The following is a 20,771-nucleotide window of genomic DNA, read 5'->3' as shown; positions in this document are numbered from 1 at the left end:
CCCTCCGTTTCAAGCTGACCTCCGATTGATTTTAATAATTGCTCCTACAGTACATAATACTCCTAGTCCGATATAAAACAATCGGTTATAGATAATCCAGCGGTTTTCCACTAATAATAATCCACTTTCTCCGCTCACAAAACGTTGAACACTTCCATATATAAGTAAAATCGCATTTAATTCACGCAACAACGCCCCGCCAAATAGGATCATCATCCAAAAAAGAATCCCGGCTATCAATCCACCTAGCGAATGGTTTCCTACCATCGTTCCAAGAATGACAAATCCTCCTAAAGCCAAGTACACTGGAATTGTAAAAACGAAGCCTTGCCATAGAAATTCGCCATATATTAATACTAAAGGAATTGTGATGATACTCGTTAATCCGAAAAAAATAATTGCAGAAAACAATGCCTTCTCCAATAGAAATTTCCATTTAACGACCGGATACGTAATAAGCTGATTGAAAAATTTCGAATCCAAATCAATCGAAAAACACCATTGAATGATAAATACAAACCATATTGTTGCTGTTTTTTCATAAATAAGGCTTGATAAATCATCTATCTCATACGTCCCAGAGCTGTATATGATAATCCCGATAGTTGGAACTAGCAATATAGTCATTAACGAATATATCGATGAAAACCATAGCTTTAAAAATAGTCGAAGTCTAACCAAGAATCCTCTCATCTTCTTGATTCTCCTTCGTATTGCTTTAATGCTGATTCCATGTCAAAGTCCTGCTTGTTCTCAAGTTCTTTCCAATAATGAAAAAGATACTTTATAACATATTTAAATTGTTCAGAACCTTTTTTCTCATAGCTTTGCAGCAAATTTACAACAGTAAGATCCTCCCCTTCAACCCTCCAGTTCGATTTATACCATTCCACAAAACTAACTTGTTCTTGCAAATGATTCGCAATCATCCAAACCATTGCATCAGATAAAATATGAAAGTCTTGATTATTATCGAAAATAGCTTCCTGGGTTAATTCATTCTTTAGTTCATATGCAATTTCAAAATCATCTTTATACTCGCTATTCAGCACAAAAAAATCGTGATTTGCACTATATTGTGTAAGATAATAATAGTTATCACTCAATATATAAACAACAGAAGGACTCATCGGAACTCCAAGCCAATCTTCCATAAAGCTCCATGCTTTTTGATATCTTTCAATTACTTCTGTCGCACCTTTTATAACTTCAGGATGTGCGACAACTCGAATGTGGCCAACCTTCTCTTCCTTGAAGTTCCCTCCCAACAAAGATAGACCGTATTGAGAAGTTCCTTGAAACGTATCTTCACTAATCTCCGGAATTGTTAAAGCAAGAGGAACTTTTTGCTTTTCTCGCGTAATATTAACCGTGAATTCTGTAGGAAAATCCTCAACAAGCCGGGCATTTCTTAATTCAAATTGGGCATAAAGGTTATCATGCTCCCGAGTAATCACCAGAGGCCTCTTCCCGATCAAAGGATACCAACCCGCTTCTTTCGGGAGATAAATTCGCTGATTTTTTATAAAGGCTTGTTCAATATAACCATCATCACGGTATTGCAAAATTTTTCCTTGATAGTGAACGTTTAAGTCAAATTCTTCACCCGGCTGAATCATTTGATCGAAGTGAAGTGTTATAAAATCTTTATCTTGTGAACAAGTAACTGATTTTGCACTCGTACATTCCTTTATCTTTAACCCATGGTATAAAGTAAGAAATACATCATTCACTGCCTCATTACCGTTATTTTGTATTGTTAAGGTACTTTGAACATTAATTTGATCATCTGCTTGAAGTTCCATACTTAAATTTGTTTTTTTCATTGAAAACTCATATGGTTGATCATCTTTATTATATTCGTAGTAAGAATTCATCCATTTGTTATATAATTCATCATCGTCTCCTTGAAACGACTCTACATATAGTTGCCCCGTTGTAACGTACTGTTTAAGCGCTTGTTCATATTGCATGAAACGCATTCCACTTAACACAATTGCAGGAATGATGAAGACTGTAAGAATAATAGGTATCATCTTTTTTTCTTTATTTCTCATACGATAGCGCCGGAACAATAATAGAGTTACAACAATCACTGCGATTCCCAACAACACAATAGCACTTTGGTGCAAAATTGAACTTTTTAACACATGGTGAATCCCCCATATTCCCTCATACGGCGATCCAATAAACATATAATCAAATGGAGTAAACAAGTGAAATTTCGGATTATCCCATATTTTGGCTATTCCAACATAATCAAAAGGAAACATTAAACTTAATACTAAAATAGCTGGAATGACAAGATACGCAAACATTGATTTAATCAATATCGCAAATAAAAAGCCAATGGAAATGAGAAGAAAAAAAGCTCCTTCCATTTGAATAAATACGTAAACAATATTTTCAAACCACTCTCCTATCCTCATTGACGCACTCGTAAGCCATAATGCCTGCACGACAATTGTAATGACAGTGATACAAAGACCATACAATTGGGTGATCAGCCATTTTCCTATAATCCATTCCATGTTCTTTACATCGTACGTTACTACTAATTGTTCAAAATCACTTTCCCGATCTTTACTCGCCATATAAATGGCAATCAGGCCGACAATGAGAAGATCCAGCAGCAGTATCCAAATAAAACTTTGATAAAATGCAGCAGCACGTTCTTCATAATGGATAGGCTGAATTTCATAAGAGATAATGACATATCCCCAGCACAATATATTTACCAGTAGTGGAATGGTCAAGAATTTATTTCGTAGTAAAAGCAGCCCTTCGTTTCGAAAAATGGATTTCATTACATTCATGGCATCACCCCGTTTATAACTGCCATATAACCGTCCTCTATTGTTGGTTGTACGGGGCTTGCTTCACCTTGTGGTTTTTCTTTTGAAATGATTCGAAAAACAACCCGATCCTTTTCTTTACGACTGGAAATAATGACATATTCTTTTTCGACTTGATCATATTCAGAAAAAGGCACCGATAACTCCCAAACTGCTTTTACTGCCTTCTTAGCTAATTCTTCGGTGGATCCTTGGAAAAGGACCTCACCTTGATAAATGACCGCAACATTCTCACAACTGGATTCGATATCACTAATGATATGTGTTGATAAAATAATAGAGTGGTCCTTACTCAATTTTTCTATTAAATTTCGAAACCGAATCCTTTCCGAAGGGTCCAGTCCTGCTGTCGGTTCATCGAGAATGATTAATTTCGGATTTCCAAGTAAAGCCTGGGCGATTCCAAGCCGCCTCTTCATTCCCCCAGAGTAGCCTTTTATCTTTTTATTTGCTTGTTGAACAAGGTTGACTTCCTCCAGCAACTTCTCTACCTGTAGATTTCTTTCCTGCTGATTCGTTACACCCTTCATGGATGCAACATAATGAAGAAATTCCCTACCCGTAAATTGGGTCGGCACGTTAAAATGCTGCGGTAAATAACCGAGCAGCTGACGCACCTTGTCTCCTTCTTTCACTAAATCATAATCGTAAATAGTTATTTTCCCTTCATCAAACGGAAGGATTGTACTAAGAATTTTCATTAAAGTAGATTTCCCTGCTCCATTCGGACCGAGAAGCCCGAATAAACCCGTTTCCGTATGTAGATTAATATTCTTTAAAGCTTGAAATTTACGATATCTTTTCTGTAAACCTTCTATTTTTATCGTCAACACCTATTTTCTCCTCCTAAAAAACCCTCTGCTCCTTTCACGTACGTAAGAATCAAATTGTTTCAGAAAAAATATAATTTTTCTAAACGCACAAAAATGATATGTCACTTTTAAAAATTTTTGTTTCCAAAAACGTAACCAAAGAAATGTAAAAAAGAGGCTTCTCAAAAATTCACTGAATTAATGAGAAGCCTCAAAAATGAATAAAAATATTAACAGAATGTCAGCGTAAGAGAAACAGATGCCGAGAGCTTTAGCAAACTAATGAATCAAGTCATTCAACTATAAGCAGAAAAAACATCCTTCACTAAAAATATCATGTGAAGGATGTTTTAATAAATGTTGCCATAAGCTAACTAATCTTCAAAAATCCTTATAGCACAAGGGTTTTAGAGATGGATTACATCATGCCGCCCGTAAGATGAAAAATAGCCTTAACTATGGGTAGCAGATGCCTCTTTTCCCTTTTTATAATAGGTTTCCATTACATCTTTTGGAACCATACTACCTCCTGTTGCCCAAGCGATATGTGAAACATTTTTTATTTTATCTTTTAAATTGTTATTCTCAATGTACTTTTGTCCAGCTTCATCTCTGAATAATTGAATTGGACCATGTATTCCAGCTAATGCAGAAGGTTCCAATTGAATATTTTCTGAGTCGGATAACATACTTAATAGTATATATAATTGTTCATCTGTTACAGTATACGACCCACTAATTAGGGTTTCTAATGTTTTTCCTACGAAACCTGAAGCTCTACCAACAGCAAGTCCATCTGCATCAGTAAGGTTATCAATGCCAAAATCTTGCACCGATACTTTATCATGCATACCTGTCATTAATCCGATAACCATACATGGAGAATGTGTTGGTTCGGCAAAGAAGCAATGTACATGATCCTTGAAAACTAACTTTAACCCAAATGCTACTCCACCAGGTCCGCCACCAACTCCACATGGAAGATAAACAAATAATGGGTGATTCTCATCTACAACTACATTAATTTCTTCTAATTGCTTTTTTAATCTATAAGCTGCAACAGCGTATCCTAAAAATAAGTTAGTCGAATTTTCATCATCAATAAAGTACATGTTTGGATCAGCTTCTGCCTGTTTTCTACCTTCCTCTACTGCCTTACTATAATCTGATTCATACTCAATTACTGTAACACCCTTACTTCTAAGGAGGTCTTTCTTCCATTGTTTTGCATCAGCTGACATATGAACATAAACCTTAAACCCTAATTGTGCACTCATTATTCCAATACTAAGTCCTAGGTTTCCAGTTGATCCTACTGCAATAGAATACTTAGAGAAGAACTCTCTAAAATTATCACTATCCATAATTGAATAATCATCTTTTATTGTTAGGATGTTATTCTCAATAGCTAAATCTTCTGCATGTTTTAAAACCTCATAAATACCGCCTCTTGCTTTAATTGACCCCGAAATAGCAAGATGACTATCACATTTCAGCAATAATTGACCTAGGATTTCTTGATTATATGTCTCTGCTATATTACTTTGCATATTAGGAATTGGAACAATAGGTGATTCAATAATTCCATTTGTTTTTTGTGTTTCTGGAAAAACTTTAGCTATATATGGGGCAAATCTATTTAATCTTTCTTCTGCATCTTCTACATCCTTCTCCGATAAAGAAATCTTTTTTATAGCAGCTTCAAATTTTTCATATTTAGAATTGGTCCAAAACACTTCGTCAGTTGAAATAATCTTGCTCATTAGAGGATACTTCTCTTCCCATTCCTTTATTGTTTTTCCTTGAATTATCTTATTTTCCATACAAACCTATCTCCCTTCTATAATTCATCTAAAATCTTTCCGTATCTTCATTAAAATATACAATTAACCGCTGGATCTTCCGGATCATGGCGCGATACGCGCCATGATCGATGTCGAAAGCACAAGGAGCGACGCATTGACCGATGTAATAATAGAGACAGGGGAGGCTTCGCCTCCCGTAATTCGGGAGTTTGACGATGGGAAATAAGCGATGGATCGTATCCAGTAACAGACTCGCGGCCCCTTCCGTCGGGAAGGGACCATAATAGGATCCAGCATTCGGTTCTTTCTTTCTGGTTTTGACCAGTCTGGGGTATTCTTCATCGGTGAGAAGAAGATAGGGATATGTTTTCCCGTCTTTGAGAAGTATATTGTACTTGGGTTGATGCTCTTTGATGAGGGTGTTTTCAAGAAGGAGCGCTTCCAGTGGGTGATCCGTCAGGATCACCCGGATGTCCTCGACTTGGGCAATCAGTTTTTGGATTTTGACATTATGGCTTCCGGTGAAATAAGATTTCACCCGTTGCTTCAAGGAAGTGGCCTTACCGATATACAAGATGTCTCCCTGATGATTCAAAAATTGATAAACTCCGGTTTCATCCGGCAATTGTTGGAGCTTTTCATTGATGGTTTCCATTTCTTCACCCCCATTTCTTTATAATGGATTCGGGGAATCCGTCTAGAAAAAAAGAAGAAAAACATCTCGCGATAAACGAGACGTTCCTGTATGCTATTTATCTTCTGGTACATATCTTATCTCGATTTTTACTTGAATGGCGTCCCCTTCATACGCTCCGCCCTGCTCACCACATTTCTCGATGGCATCAGTTGTTCGATGAGGTTTTCGATATGCCAACTGGTGTCCTTGAATTCCGTACCGAATGATTGGTTGATTTCGATGACTCGTTCTTCCGATTGCATGGGAATGGTATAGTCGATGATGATGGGTTCCATGAAAACACTCCTTTCTCCTACTCGCATATTCCTATTTTAACTTGATGTGGACCATCCAAGGCAAATTTTCTATAAATGGGGTCTCCATTTTTCCACTTCGCTCATTCAATGAAGAAACCCCATCCTCTTTACAGGAGAACGGGGTGATATTGCTGCTTTTCGTAGTTAAATATTATTAATTTTGCTAATGCGTTTTTGAAGCTTAAGTGCTACCGCAAATCCAACCATTGATAGCACTACCAAGATAATAAAAATAATACGGTATCCGACCATACCCTCGTACTTGTCTAAGATTGCTCCAAAAATGATCGAAGCAAATACACCGGGAGCATATCCAATAAAAGAACCTAAACCAAATGCTGTACCTGTTTCATTTTCTTTCAGTCCAATCATACCCATCGGTGACCAGAATGTACCTCTCATAGAATAGAGAATGGTTGCAAATGCTAACAGTATTATAACCATTACCATGACAGGCGGCATGACATAGGTGAACCCAACAATTACTGCCAGAAGCACAATCAAGACCGCAAAGCAAAGCTTAATGTATTTTGCAGGGTTTTTCAATTTATCAACGATTATGCCACCGCTAGGTCCGCCAACAAATTTCAAAAAATAAGCATTGATAATACCGTAAGCACTTGCAATAACTGCGGGTACATCAAACTCATTTTTTAGGAATGGATTAAAATATTTTAAGCCTTTGTACACAAAATATACCATAAATACGTTAAACGCAACGAGCCAAACTTCTTTTTTACGTAAAATATTTTTGATATTACTCCAGCTATAACTATTGTCAGACTCCTCTGTCTTTGAAACTTTAACGTCTTTTAGAAAAAATATCATAGCAACAGCAAGCACTAAATCTATCAACGCATAGAATAAGATTGAATAACTTAAACCCTTCATGCTCTCCCCAACTGCCACATAGACACCTAAAGCAGCAAAAGCCACCACAGTATCTACGATACCCCTGCCACCTTCAAAGAAACCAAAAGCCTTTCCCTGATCTTGGTTTCCACCAAGCTTGCCCACCGCTTTCAGAAGTGCAGACCACACTAAACAGTCCGCCCCAATTGCCAAAGCGCTAAATATCACAATCATTGCCCAGAATGGTGGGGACATCGCAAGCCAGATTCCCATGATTGCATTTAAGAACAGACCAAGAGGAACAAGTACACGAATATTTACTTTATCAGCTAAAACACCGCCAATTAAGAAACCAAACATGGCAACGAGGGAGTTCACTGTATCGAGTAGACCAATTTGCGTATTGCTGAGTCCCATAAACTCTTGCATTTGGTCATAGAATACGTCTGCCATAAATGCAATTTTATAAATCGTACCCGAAACCAATAAATATGCACAGAGTCTAATAATATTTGTTTTTGTCCAAAACGTATTGTTTTTAATGGAATTTTCCATGAGTTCCCTCCATTATTTTTAATTCGCATAACACTTCAAATTTGGTTAATACCTTTCTAAAATACTTTAGCTGATTATATGCCCATACAGGTTCCAAATTCAGCATTTTCTCCAGTGTCATGCCCTCGGGGACTGGAGTTTCACTCATGTTCCTAAACTTGATAAACGGATTTTTTCCCTCATCCTTTGAGCGAAATGGCGGAGCAACATAATGATTTTCTTGCTCCAAACAGTAGGTTTTTACTTGCGGTTTGTCGTCGCCTAGCATGAGTAATTCATATATAAACCGTTCGCTGGGCATTTCATCTTGATCACTACCTTGAAGAACGCCATAATGTCCTGTACTTCCACCGTAATCTACAACTTTTACTCCTTTCATGTGTACTGATCTGATAAAAGGAGCTAAGTTAAAAAAGGCTTCCATCGGCGCTTCGTAGGCATTAATCATATTTCCAAAGTCAAATAAAGCATGAATCCGCTTGCTATTTACTTTTTTTAGAATGGTAGCGATTTCTTGGCTTTTTAATTCTTCGTGCTGCTCAAAATCTACATAACAATCATGTTTTTCTGCCAAGCTTGTGATGTAATGCAAGTCATCCGTTATTTTATCCATCACCACATCAAGAGGACCTTCATAGCGACCATACACACGCAAATTATGCACATCCATCACGTTTGCAATATGAAAAAGTTTATCGACGGTAGCTTTATCTGTGCTGCTAACCTCTAAGACAATTTCAAGGTCTAGTTTTTTTGCTAGTTCCGCAAACTTTTTTCTTTCATCGTCACCTATATTCCCGAGACTACCAGACTCGCCATCCGCCAAATGAATATTTAATCCATTAAGCTCATTGTGGTATGCAAAATAGAGCATGTCCTCTATTTTCCACTTATAATGAGTCAAGTTTGTGAGCAATGCATAAGCGTGGGCATGGATTTTAATTTTGCGGATACGATCTAGCAATTTTTTTGCTAAATCTGCCGTAAACTCCGGTGGTTTCGCATCTGTAGATAAGACGTTTCGTGAAACCAATTTTTCAATATATGAACTTACTAAATCGGACATAACTATCCCCTCCAAAATTTCCTTTATAGCCTATTTAAGTTATTTTACCTAATTTCACTTCCTTTATACTAGAAATCATCCATGATATTTCGGGCAACGCCATCACGAGCTTTACGGATAAAAATAATAATCAAATCATACCTGCCTTGCCAAATATAGCAAATACTCTTCCATTAATGTGCCTACTATAAGTGGAAGGTTACTCCTTTTTTAATGACAGAGATAGTGACATTTACCAACATATAAACGCTTACATTTTATGCATAGTGCAACCTTTTGTTTTATTTCAAAACAATAGATTACAAGATTCACAGTGAATTATTTTATCGCAATGGCCTCAATTTCTACTCTTACATCCTTTGGTAATCTAGCAACTTCTACAGCTACTCTAGCAGGATATGGTGCTGAGAAAAAATTTCCATATACTTCGTTCATAGCACCAAACTCATTCATATCTTTTAAATAAACAGTTGTCTTCACAACGTCATCTAAACTATAACCGCCACTTTCTAGTATGGCTTTAACATTGCTTAGTGACTGTTTGGCTTGTTCAGTTACACCTTCTGGGATCGTATTGTCTTCGGGGTTCACTGGTAATTGTCCTGAAACAAAGGCAATCCCCTTGTTTACTACACATTGAGAATAGGGTCCAATAGCACTTGGTGCGTTTTTTGTATTGAGTATTTCCTTCATGTCTTCACCGCCTAGGTTTTTATAATTTTATTTTATTTCTTTTTTTCGATAAGTCAATAATAATTTTTCGTCATCGTAATAATTTATTATTGATATGCGAAATTTTTGTTAAAAAGTATCATTTTTATTATAATAATTAATTTTTATATAGTATTATATTGTTGATACCATAAAATTTAAAACATCTACCTTTTTTATCATGAAAAATATTTGATATTTAGCACTCAGGCTTAGAAGAAGGGACGTGACATATATGAGCAAAATTATGGATTATTATAAAGAATTAGTTGGATTTTTAGGCTTGGTGATGGGTGAAAACTGTGAAATCGCTCTGCAGGATGTAAGTGATGAAAAACATTGTATTATCGCAATTGCAAACTGTCATATCAGCGGAAGGAAAGTAGGGTCTCCCTTAACGGATCTTGCTCTTAAGTTTATCAAAAGCGAAGTTTGGAAAGAAAAAGATTATATTTGTAATTATACGGGTAAAACGATGAATAATAAGATGTTAAATTCTTCCACCTTTTTTATAAAAGATAAAGGGAAGTTATTGGGAATGCTTTGTATTAATATCGATAATTCCAAGCTCATTGACTTAAGCCAGGAAATTCTTCGTTTAGGTTTTGGGGGAGGTTTAAAAGTACCAACAGAAGCCCCTACAGACTTCAGCACAGTTCAACTTTCACTTGATAACGTCCCTGTCGAAACGGAAAACTTCTTTGAAAATCAAAAAGACATCGTGGATTCTGTTTTCAAGGAGTTTTATGAAGAAAAACAAATTCCAACCGAGCGCCTGACACAAGAGGAAAAGATGGAGTTAATTGAAAAGCTTGAAAGTACAGGTATCTTCAAGCTCAAAGGTTCGATCAGCCAAATTGCTGATAAATTGATGGTTTCTGAGGCAAGTGTGTATCGATATCGTTCGAAACTGCAGAAGATGAAGAATGGGATGGACTAACCATTATTTGAAAATACGGGAGGTGAAACGCCCCCTCTGTTAGGACAGATGTTGTAGGATACCTTAGTGTTATAGTTAAGTAAATAACACGGAGGTCGATCGATATGTCAAAGAGAAATAGAATACTATATTCGCAGGAACAAAAAGAAGCCATTTTTAAACGCATGATGCTAGTTCATGACGCTTTACTTTTTTAATTATTTCTTTAACATCCTGTGTATTTTAACAAATCGGGAACGCATCCAGGTTAGCAACACTTTTAAACAAACCGTATGTATGAAAGCCTTTCTAAAAATGGATTCAGTCCATTTAATCTAGTTAAATACAAATGCCTGTCACTGCCTGGAATATCGAAATTTCGATCAATTGCCAGGGGTACAGGCATTTTTATTTAACTATTTAATCATGCATAGGAATGAATGTTTGTCCAAATCCCTACACTCTTCATTTCCTTATACTCAGGTTTCCACATAGCCTCTTCAATAGCAGTCTCAACATCTTGGATTTCCGCTCTTGCAATTCCTTCGTATATGGCAGCATTGACTACTTCAATGGCTACGTATTTTGAAACTTCATGAAGATTTTCAATGGATGGCAGCAGGGATGCTCCTGGTTTACTGGAGTCAGACATTCTTGCAACCGCATAAGCAGCAGCTGCGAACATTCCTTTTGAGAACACTTCAGCTTTTGCCACAATGGCTCCAAGGCCTAGACCTGGGAATACAAATGCATTATTTGACTGGCCAATTTCATAGGAAACACCGTTGTATTCTACATTGGCAAACGGGCTGCCAGTTGCAATTAGAGCCTTGCCGTCTGTCCATTTAATTAGGTTTTCCGGCACTGCTTCAGCCAGAGAAGTTGGGTTGGACATAGGCATAATGATTGGACGCTCAACGTGGTTAGCCATTTCTTTCACAATTTCCTCCGTGAAGGCACCGGCTTGTCCGGAAGTACCAATCAGGATGGTTGGTTTCACCCTCTGAACAACTTCCATTAATGAAATGATTCCATCCTCATTCTTATCCCAGTCCTTTACTTCATCCATCTTTCTTACATAAGGCTTCTGGAAATTCAGAACATCTGGTGTTTCATCCGTTAGTAACCCCCGATAGTCGATAGCCCAGAAACGCTCATATGCTTCTTCTCTGGTCAGCCCTTCTAAAATCATGGCATCAACCATTTGGTCAGCGTTACCGATGCCGGCAGCCCCTGGTCCAAAGACAACAATGCGCTGGTCCTTCAGAGATTCTCCTGTTACTTTCAAAGCAGACATAATTGCAGCAAGGGTCACTGCCCCTGTTCCCTGGATGTCATCATTGAAGGTAAGGATTTTGTCACCGTATTTGTCTAGAATCTTACGCGCATTCACATTGCCAAGGTCCTCCCAGTGAAGAAGTACCTCTGGAAAGAACCTTCTTGCAGTCTGAACGAATAAATCAATGAATTGATCATAACGCTCACCGCGGACACGGGCGAATTTGTTGCCAATATAGATAGGGTCTTCGATCAATGCTTGATTGTTCGTACCAACATCCAACACGACTGGCAGAACACGACTTGGATCAATACCAGCTGCCGCTGTATACACGGCAAGCTTACCAATCGCAATATTAATACCGCCTACCCCTTGGTCCCCAATTCCCAGAATACTTTCTGAGTCGGTAACAACGATTAAATCAATGCCATTATTGGGCTGTCCAAGATTATAGAACGCCTTTTCCACGCCCTCAGGATCATCAATGGAAAGATATAAACCTCCTGGACGGCGGTAGCTATGGGAGTATGTCTGGATAGCTTCACCGACAGTAGGAGTGTAGATAATCTGGAGCATTTCTGCTAAGTGTTCTTTCAACAGTCGGTAAAACAGAACGACATTGCGGTTATATAAATCATAGAGCAGCCCGTTTTTGAACAGATTCGTGGTCCGCATTGAATATTGCTCATATGCCCTTTCCGCCTGTTCATCAAGTGTGAGCACCTGGGGTGGCAACAGCCCGTCGAGTCCAAGCTCTTCCCTTTCCGCTTTAGTAAAAGCCGTTCCTTTATTCAAAAAAGGATTAGAGAGAACCTCTTTTCCTTTTAATGTTGTAATAATAACATTCTCAGGTACATTCATGTTGTCTCCTTCTTTCTTTCTTAAAATAACTACTCGGACAATTACGGGAACATAGATTTCTATCTTTCCATGTTAATAACATTTTCCTTATTACACTAGTTTTTTTAATTAATGTCCCTTTTTTGTAGTTAAACAAAGCAAGCAGTAAAAACCGGCAGACTGCTTTGTCCTATCTGTGTTAATAAAATTTACGTTACTTTTTTATCAAGCTGCCCTTGCAATCGATTGATTCGATTGTTTCGATTTTTTCTTTTCGGACCTTTTAAATACATAGCTCACAATAATCGGACAGACGATGGCAGATATGACACATGCAGCTGCAACTTGTGCAGTAGCTGTAGGTGCTATGGCAGCAAAGGTTGGATCTGCTGCTGCAACAACAACTGGTGTAGCTACAGCATTTCCTGCAGTTGACCCTGTTGCTAAACCAACTATAGGATTTTCTTTAAATAACTTCAAAAGTACGTAAGCTCCAATTCCAGTGAATGAAGCTATTAATCCTAGTAATAAGCCAGGACCTCCCGCTTCTATAATAGTTGAAAGATTCATTCCCGCACCTAATGGGAATGAGAAGAATGGGATTAATAATAATTTACTGCTTCCAAGGAACTTTCTCATATCAGGATCAATATTTCCTAAAATCATTCCTATTACTATTGGAATTAATACTCCTACAAGTGTTTGAAAAGGAATTGAAGCAAGGCCGGATGCACCTAATGCAACTAATGTAAAAAACGGACCATCTTTTAAAGAAAATAACGCATATGCCCCTACATCAGTTTCGTCACCATACGATGAAGCAAGAGATGCATATAATCCACCATTAGCATTTAATAACGCTGCAAGGATTGCTAATGGTGATAATCCTAGTATTCCGGCAGGCCCAAAAAGCATTGCTACAGTTATACCTATACCAGCACCTACTATAAATTTTCCTGTTAATAATATTGCACCTTTTTTTAATGCCTTCGGTGCTAATTTGAAATTAATTTGTGAACCAATTAAAAACATAAAACATGCCAAAATTGTTGATGATGCTTCTTTACTGAATAATGCGGTTGTAAAACCTCCAATTTTTAAAAATTGCGGGAAAAATGTATTAGTTAATACCCCTAAAAAAAGTGGAACTACCATCATACCACCTGGAATTTTATCGAGCGTTTTCTTAATTGGAATTTGCATTTTTATCCTCCTAAAATAGTTTATTAATCTTGCAAAAAAGCGATTATTTTTTACTCCAATTTCTCCAATAACTGAAGAAAGCGATTCCAACTTCATCAACCTTTGTCTTGCTACGTGTCTATCATATTCCCATGTAAACCGTTTTCATAGATTATGAAATTTTAATAAATCTTTTTATAAATAAAAAAAGTAAGCAGTTTCAAAAACTGCTTACAGAAAGTTTTTTATTAAATGCTCTTTAAATTTGTTATATTCATGCTGGTATACAGGCCTTCCGACCGTCCCGTAGATAACCTTGACTTCAAGGATTCCTAAGTCCTTTAGGAAATTAAGATATTTTCTTGCCGAAACCCTTGATATTCCTACAACATTTGCTACTTCATCAATGGAAAAAGGCCCGTCCTTCAATCCATGAATTGCATCCCATACCTTCTTTAAGGTATCCTTCGTTAACCCCTTTGGTAGTTCTTCTGCTATAACAGCTTCGTCTCTGTGCAAAAGTAAGTTATCGAGCTCCTGCTGACTAACCGAATCCTGTTTATTAATTAACCGAGTTTGTTCAAGGTAGGTAGCAAGTGCCGCGTTAAACCGTTCAAACTCGAAAGGCTTAATTAAATAGTCGACAACACCATACCTTAATGCCCTCTTAATTCGTTCAAGATCTGTGGCCGCTGAAATGATGATCACATCAATTTCAAGGTCATTTTTCCGAAGGTCCGCTAACAGCTCTAGGCCCTGCTTTCCCGGCATAAAAATATCCAGAAGAATGAGCTGAATATCATTCTTTCCCAAAATTCGGATGGCTTCAGCTACTGAATTGACTGTTGCAGCTAACCGGAACCCATCAATTTTAGCAAGATATTGTTTATTGATTTCTGCTACCATCGGGTCATCTTCGACAATCATTACATTAATCATTCTATTCATCCTCTGCTTTATAAGGTATATACACGGCAAAATTTGTTCCCTTTCCAGGCTTGGACGAAATAATCAGGTCCCCTTCTAGTCTTTCAATTGCCTGTACCAAAAGATATAACCCGAACCCGCGGTTTTCTCCTTTCGTAGAGAATCCTTTATCCAATATTTTGTTTTGAAGTGAATTCGTCATTCCCATCCCTGTGTCTTTAACCTCGATTGTTAAAATATCCTCTGCATAATCAAGTTTAAGGCCGACTTTTTTGTTTGGACTGTCCGCAATTGCCTCCATTGCGTTATCGAAGAGATTTCCAATGATTGTTATCAGCTCATGTGTGATTTCCGAGTTGGCAGGCTTGGGAAGTTTACTTACACAATCAAAAGATAGAGAAGCACCTGATTCTCTGGCAAAGCTTAGTTTGCCAATTAAAAATCCAGCAAGAACAGGATCTTTAATTTTCTTCGTTACAAAGCCCATTTCTATTTCCCGGTGGTTAACCGTTTCACTCACATAGTTAGCAAGTGTATCATATTGTTCAGTTCGAACTAGGCCAAGGATGACATGAAGTTTGTTCATGAATTCATGTGCCTGGGCACGGAGAGCATCCGCATAGTTACGCACACCTGTGAGCTGTTCGGCCAGCAATCGGACTTCGGTTTTATCACGGAATGTAGCGATTGCTCCCACCGGCTCATTTTCCACAACCACCGGAACCCTGTTTACTAAAATGGATACCCCATTCAAGTTTTGTTCTTGATCCAATTCGGTTTCACCCGATTTTATAATGCGAGTTAACCGTGTCTCAGGCAAATAAGCTTCAATATTCATACCCATAGGGTTCTTTCCAAGCCCGGCTCGCTTAAATAGCTTACTGGCTGCCCTGTTTACAAGTGTGATTTTCCCTTCTTGGTCGATGGCTATTATTCCCTCACGCACAGACTGAAGCATGGAACTACGTTCTTCAAGCAGCTTAGCAATAGCAAATGGCTCAAGCCCTAAAAGGGTTATTTTGATGTATTTTGCCAGCCCCACTGCACCGATTACACCTATTACGGTTCCGATTAACGTCCCAATAACGATCCCCATCCGTCCTTTATGTACCGCCTTTGTAACGTTTTCTAAAGAAATTCCTACAGCAACCGCACCTACTTGTTTTCCATATGAATTCTTTATTGGAGTAAATGCCCGCATGGATCGACCGAGAGTTCCCTTTGAAATGGAAACATACTCCTTTCCTTTAAGAACTGGCCCTTCATCTCCTCCACTGAAGTGCTCCCCTACTTTACTGGGATCTGGGTGGGAAAGTCGAATTCCTTTCATATCCATAACGACAACGAAGTTAACATCGGTTTTTTCTTTTAGTTGATTAGTTAAAATTTGTACTTCTTTCTTGTTAACTTTCCCTTCAAAAGCTCCTATCACTTGCGGGCTAATGGAAATCATTTTTGCAACATTTAAGGCTTTTTCTTTCTGTGTCTCTTCCACACTGGCGGTAATTCTTTTGCTTATTATTAAATCAGTTATTCCAAGTGATAAAGCGACGACAATGCATACAAATATAATAATAATGGCTTGTAAACTTAGTTTGCCTTTCTTCATAATCTCCTCCAGATATAATCATAATAATAGTATGTATAAGACTTATGCATAAAATTACAAAAGACCGCTAAGCTCATAAAAGAGCTTTAAGCAGCCTTTATCATAAATCATCGAATAGCAAAATGGCACCCGCCAAAATTGGGGTGAGAACCATTGCACTTTTTAAAATTGGCAGAGGAACATTGTTGGTAAATTTGGCCCTAATATAAGAACCTATCATCGTTCCAGCAAGTACCTGGATCAAGAGCAAGACGTTGAATTAGCCCTCAAAATAGTAGCCTGACCCGCCAGCAAAAGCAAGGGGGTAAGCTAGCGCACCTTGGTCAGGGGCAACAGACACCCTAGAAAGACATTTGTCCGTTTATGATGCCTGTCACCTAAATTCACTTTTGTTACACGGTTACAAAGGATTTCCTCGCTACACCTGTTTCTACGGCCGCATTTGCAACAGCTTTTGCTACCTCAGATGCTACTCGGTCATCAAAAGGGTTAGGTATTACATAGTCTTCTGATAGTTGTACTTCTGAAATGAGCGAAGAAATGGCGTATACTGCAGCCTTTTTCATTTCTTCATTTATTTCTGTTGCTTGAACATCTAGAGCCCCCCGAAAAATTCCTGGAAAAGCAAGCACATTATTGACCTGATTTGGAAAATCAGAACGTCCTGTTCCTATTACTTTTGCTCCTGCAGCTTTTGCCTCATCTGGCATAATTTCTGGAACAGGGTTCGCCATAGCAAAAATAATCGCATCCCTTCTCATTGTTAAAATCATTTCCTTTGTAATTGCACCTGCAACAGATACACCAACAAAAACATCTGCGCCGACAATTACTTCCTCTAAGCTTCCCTCTGCATTGTTGCGGTTCGTCTGTCTAGCAATCTTTTCTTTAATTGGATTCATTCCATATTTACGATTTTCATAAATTGCACCTTTTGTATCACATAGAATGACATCATACACACCAAAACGATTTAGCAATTGAGCAATTGCTACACCCGCAGCACCCGCACCATTTATTACGACTTTGATTTCGTCCATTTTCTTATCTACTAGTTTAAGAGCATTTACTAATCCGGCAACAGTTACAATTGCTGTACCATGTTGGTCATCATGGAAAATAGGGATATTTGTTTCTTTTTTCAAGCGTTCTTCTATTTCAAAGCATCTTGGAGCTGAAATATCCTCTAAATTTACCCCACCAAATGTTGGTTCAAGACGCTTTACTGTTTCAATTATTTCTTCAACATCCTGTGTATTTAAACAAACAGGGAATGCATCTACGTTAGCAAAATTCTTAAATAAAGCTGCTTTGCCCTCCATTACTGGCATCGCTGCTTCCGGTCCAATATTCCCAAGCCCTAATACCGCTGAACCATCTGACACGACGGCAATGGTGTTGCCTTTCATCGTGTAATCATATACTCTATTTCGATCTTCAAAGATTTCCTTACAAGGCTCCGCAACACCAGGTGAGTACGCTAGGCTCAGGTCATATGCATTTTTAATCTCTACCTTTGCTTTCACTTCTAATTTCCCTAGTTTATCTCGGTGCATTTGTAACGCTTTGTCACGCAATGTTTTCATGATTGCCTCTCCCTTTTCAAGAAATATTACTTTCGATCCAAAAATTGTTTCAAAGCTTTATTTAAAGCCTTCCATGTTATTGCGCTCATTTCACCATCATCCTTAGAAGAAAACTACTTACCCACTTTGAAAACGTTTTACCTTGAAAATACAATAAATAGAACCCAATCATATAAATTATCAGACTACTTTAATAGAATATTTAATTAATAAAAGCTTTTTTGTAATTAAAAAAAACATAAGTTTTTTCAAGCATGGTAATATCTTCACCAAAGCCTTTCCATGACTAGCTTAAAACATATGGCGTGAAGATTAGCAGCGTAAGAGCCAGAAAAAAGGAAATGAAACTTTTTATTAGTGTTTGGGGGCCGTATCCTATAAGCTGCATAACTAAGAAAATGTATGAGGAAAGGATCTAGGAATTAAACGAGAAATACAGCAAAAATTATATGGATGGTATCATGCTTGTGGAAGAATGATTTTTCGAAAAGCATTATCTGAAGCTGGAGTCGGGATTAAAGAAATACAACAGCGGCTAGGATCTACGGATATTAATATAACAATGTATATCTACGCTCATATAACCGCCAATATGGAAAAAAAGGCCTCCCAACAGTTTAGCAAACTGATGAAAGACCTTCTCTATTAAATAGCACTTTTATACCGGCTTGTCAAAACGAGGACAAGAAAAGCATATTATCATTTTAGATGTTGATATAACAAGGTTAAAACCCTAATTACATCATGCCGCCCGTAAGCTGAGAGTGTGTAATATCGTTAACGATTTATACGAAAAGTGCAGTACATCAAGATTTTGTTAAATTCCTGCTGTAACATCTTTAACGGGAATTTACTGTTTTTCATATGATTGCGTTAGCAAAATGTTAGCTATATCAAGCAGAATCCACAAGGGGACGGTTCTTATGGCTTCACCCAAACCGTCCCCTTGGCCCCGCCAAAGGTGACTAATTAGCTTCCTTAAGATATTCGCTATTGTTCATTCCTTTGCCGCGCTTAATTTTATAGGCCACAACTAGAATTCCTAACCAAACTGGAGCAAGGTAAAGCGATACGCGGAAATCCGGCAGGAACCACATTAATACGATCAGCAATCCCAAATAGGCCAATGTTACATAATTGGAAATCGGGTAGAAAGGCATTTTAAACTTTAATAGCCCTGCTTCACTAGGGCCAATGATTCTTCTAAACTTATTATGAGTGATTAGAATCATAATCCAGTTAATAATAATGGCTAGAACTGCAATAGACATGACAATCCCAAATACTTGTCCTGGTAAATAGGCGTTTAAAATAACTGCTATACCGACAATACCTGATGAGAATAATACGCAATAAGCAGGAACGCCTGTTTTTCCAACCTTTTTCAAGAATTTCGGTGCGTTGCCTTGTTCTGCAAGTCCAAAAAGCATGCGGGCATTACTATACAAGCAGCTGTTATAAGCAGAAAATGTTGCAGTAAGTACGATAATATTTAGAATGGATGCAGCAGCTGGAATTCCCAACTGTTCAAAAATCATTACGAAAGGACTTCCCTTTAAGCCTACTTTATCCCAAGGGAATAAAGTTACCAATACAAGCATGGAACCAACATAGAAAATAAGGATGCGGTAAAGCACCTGATTGATGGCTTTTGGAATCGTTTTATCAGGGTTTTCCGCTTCGCCGGCAGTAATACCAATCAGCTCGACACCGCCAAACGCAAAGGTTACGACTACCAAGGACAGCATTAATCCTTTAAATCCCTTTGGCAGGAATCCTCCGTGTTCCCACAGATTCGAAAACCCAATCGCTTCTCCGCCATGTCCAAAGCCGAAGAAAATGATCGCAAGGCCGAAAAGAATCATAACAATAACGGCTAAAACCTTAATAATGGCTCCCCAAAATTCTATTTCGCCAAAAGCTTTTACTCCAATTAGGTTTATTCCGGTAATAATCAGGAACATTACAAATCCGGAAACCCACTGCGGAATATCAGGGAACCAATAGTTGACATAAATCCCCACCGCCGTTATTTCAGCCATCGATACAGCTACATAACAGAACCAATAGTTCCAGCCGGAAATAAATCCTGCCATGTCTCCCCAATATTTATAAGCAAACGCACTAAACGCACCGGAAACAGGTGTATGTACAGTCATTTCACCCATGCAGCGCATAACAAGGAAAATAAAAAATCCGCCGAGTGCATACGATAACATTACCGCCGGTCCCACAAGCCCGATGGTTGATGCCGAGCCATAAAACAAACCTGTCCCGATTGCTCCTCCAAGAGCGATCAACTGGATATGCCTGTTTTTGAGGCTTCTTTTCAATTCTTGGGTTTCCCCCATATTTTCCACTCTCCAATTTGTTTTGCATTGTTTCAAACAAATGATTAATAAAGCAAATTTGGATCTTCAATAAAAGAAAATCAGGTAAGACGGACTGAAAGAGGATCCTATAGGTAGACGTCCCAAAAGGCTGAATGACGGAGGTGTAGGTAGGGCTGCCTATTTTGTTTCAACCACTTTCATTTTCAGGAGACAAACTTTTCAAAAATTTCACCTTACTATTTTACAGCGATTGCTTCTATTTCGCACAATACCCCCTTAGGAAGCTCCTTTACGGCCACATGGAGCGTTATTACATCATGTCGCCCGTAAGCTGAGAGTGTGTAATATCTTTAATGGTGTGTGCAAAAAGTGCGGTAAATCAAGGTTTTTGACAAACTGTTTTGTAACATCGTTAACGTTATTTCAAGGGATTAATTATTGAAAACA

The 20,771-nt window shown here is 38.0% G+C and carries 16 protein-coding genes and 1 pseudogene; 2 read left to right on the top strand and 15 right to left on the bottom strand.

Going from position 1 to position 20,771, the window contains the following annotated elements; genetic code table 11:
* Positions 1–9: 9 nt before the first annotated feature.
* From QNH20_RS02270 to QNH20_RS02230, 9 genes are all read right to left on the bottom strand, one after another.
* Positions 10–693 carry a hypothetical protein gene (locus QNH20_RS02270; RefSeq protein WP_283921319.1) on the bottom strand — a complete coding sequence of 228 codons (684 nt, stop codon included), beginning with the start codon at positions 691–693 and terminating at the stop codon, positions 10–12.
* A complete protein-coding gene (locus tag QNH20_RS02265; RefSeq protein WP_283921318.1) occupies positions 690–2,816 on the bottom strand; it encodes an ABC transporter permease in 2,127 nt (708 codons plus the stop codon). Before QNH20_RS02265 ends, QNH20_RS02270 begins: the two co-directional genes overlap by 4 nt.
* On the bottom strand, positions 2,813–3,688 hold the full coding sequence (locus QNH20_RS02260; RefSeq protein WP_283921317.1) for an ABC transporter ATP-binding protein: 876 nt from the start codon (positions 3,686–3,688) through the stop codon (positions 2,813–2,815). The genes QNH20_RS02265 and QNH20_RS02260 overlap by 4 nt, the downstream gene beginning before the upstream one ends.
* A 431-nt stretch (positions 3,689–4,119) precedes the next feature.
* Positions 4,120–5,490, bottom strand: a complete 1,371-nt coding sequence (locus QNH20_RS02255; RefSeq protein WP_283921316.1) for a D-serine ammonia-lyase — start codon at positions 5,488–5,490, stop codon at positions 4,120–4,122.
* Between the two features lie 28 nt (positions 5,491–5,518).
* On the bottom strand, positions 5,519–6,127 hold the full coding sequence (locus QNH20_RS02250; RefSeq protein WP_283921315.1) for a GIY-YIG nuclease family protein: 609 nt from the start codon (positions 6,125–6,127) through the stop codon (positions 5,519–5,521).
* A 128-nt stretch (positions 6,128–6,255) separates the two neighbouring features.
* Positions 6,256–6,444 carry a hypothetical protein gene (locus QNH20_RS02245; RefSeq protein ID WP_283921314.1) on the bottom strand — a complete coding sequence of 63 codons (189 nt, stop codon included), beginning with the start codon at positions 6,442–6,444 and terminating at the stop codon, positions 6,256–6,258.
* A gap of 165 nt (positions 6,445–6,609) precedes the next feature.
* Entirely contained in the window at positions 6,610–7,872 is a 1,263-nt protein-coding gene (locus tag QNH20_RS02240) for an MFS transporter (protein WP_283921313.1), read from the bottom strand.
* Entirely contained in the window at positions 7,856–8,938 is a 1,083-nt protein-coding gene (locus tag QNH20_RS02235) for a sugar phosphate isomerase/epimerase family protein (RefSeq protein ID WP_283921312.1), read from the bottom strand. The genes QNH20_RS02240 and QNH20_RS02235 overlap by 17 nt, the downstream gene beginning before the upstream one ends.
* Before the next feature lie 318 nt (positions 8,939–9,256).
* On the bottom strand, positions 9,257–9,631 hold the full coding sequence (locus tag QNH20_RS02230) for a RidA family protein (RefSeq protein WP_283921311.1): 375 nt from the start codon (positions 9,629–9,631) through the stop codon (positions 9,257–9,259).
* 253 nt (positions 9,632–9,884) lie between these two features.
* Here QNH20_RS02230 and QNH20_RS02225 point away from each other — a divergent pair, with 253 nt between their 5' ends.
* Complete coding sequence (locus tag QNH20_RS02225; RefSeq protein WP_283921310.1) at positions 9,885–10,589, top strand: helix-turn-helix transcriptional regulator; 705 nt, start codon at positions 9,885–9,887, stop codon at positions 10,587–10,589.
* 403 nt (positions 10,590–10,992) lie between these two features.
* On the opposite strand, the gene QNH20_RS02220 is transcribed toward QNH20_RS02225, so the two are convergent.
* The 5 genes from QNH20_RS02220 to ystJ form a co-directional block, all read right to left on the bottom strand.
* A complete protein-coding gene (locus tag QNH20_RS02220) occupies positions 10,993–12,708 on the bottom strand; it encodes an NAD-dependent malic enzyme (RefSeq protein ID WP_283921309.1) in 1,716 nt (571 codons plus the stop codon).
* Between the two features lie 204 nt (positions 12,709–12,912).
* The gene (locus QNH20_RS02215) at positions 12,913–13,890 is read right to left on the bottom strand and encodes a 2-keto-3-deoxygluconate permease (protein WP_283921308.1); all 978 of its coding nucleotides are present in this window, start codon (positions 13,888–13,890) and stop codon (positions 12,913–12,915) included.
* A gap of 210 nt (positions 13,891–14,100) precedes the next feature.
* Positions 14,101–14,808, bottom strand: coding sequence for a response regulator (locus QNH20_RS02210; protein ID WP_283921307.1), 708 nt, complete (start codon positions 14,806–14,808; stop codon positions 14,101–14,103).
* Between the two features lies 1 nt (position 14,809).
* Positions 14,810–16,405 carry a DcuS/MalK family sensor histidine kinase gene (gene dcuS / locus QNH20_RS02205; protein WP_283921306.1) on the bottom strand — a complete coding sequence of 532 codons (1,596 nt, stop codon included), beginning with the start codon at positions 16,403–16,405 and terminating at the stop codon, positions 14,810–14,812.
* Positions 16,406–16,797: 392 nt separating this feature from the next.
* Positions 16,798–17,991 carry an NADP-dependent malic enzyme gene (gene ystJ, locus QNH20_RS02200; RefSeq protein WP_283921305.1) on the bottom strand — a complete coding sequence of 398 codons (1,194 nt, stop codon included), beginning with the start codon at positions 17,989–17,991 and terminating at the stop codon, positions 16,798–16,800.
* Positions 17,992–18,484: 493 nt separating this feature from the next.
* Here ystJ and QNH20_RS02195 point away from each other — a divergent pair.
* A pseudogene (locus QNH20_RS02195) lies at positions 18,485–18,640 on the top strand (site-specific integrase); the annotation flags it as partial.
* 316 nt (positions 18,641–18,956) lie between these two features.
* Here QNH20_RS02195 and QNH20_RS02190 read toward each other — a convergent pair.
* Positions 18,957–20,342 carry an amino acid permease gene (locus QNH20_RS02190; RefSeq protein WP_283921304.1) on the bottom strand — a complete coding sequence of 462 codons (1,386 nt, stop codon included), beginning with the start codon at positions 20,340–20,342 and terminating at the stop codon, positions 18,957–18,959.
* Positions 20,343–20,771 lie beyond the last annotated feature (429 nt).

It is taken from the genome of Neobacillus sp. WH10 (assembly GCF_030123405.1).
GTDB lineage: Bacteria > Bacillota > Bacilli > Bacillales > Cytobacillaceae > Neobacillus.
This window is presented reverse-complemented; position numbering and strand designations above follow the sequence as displayed.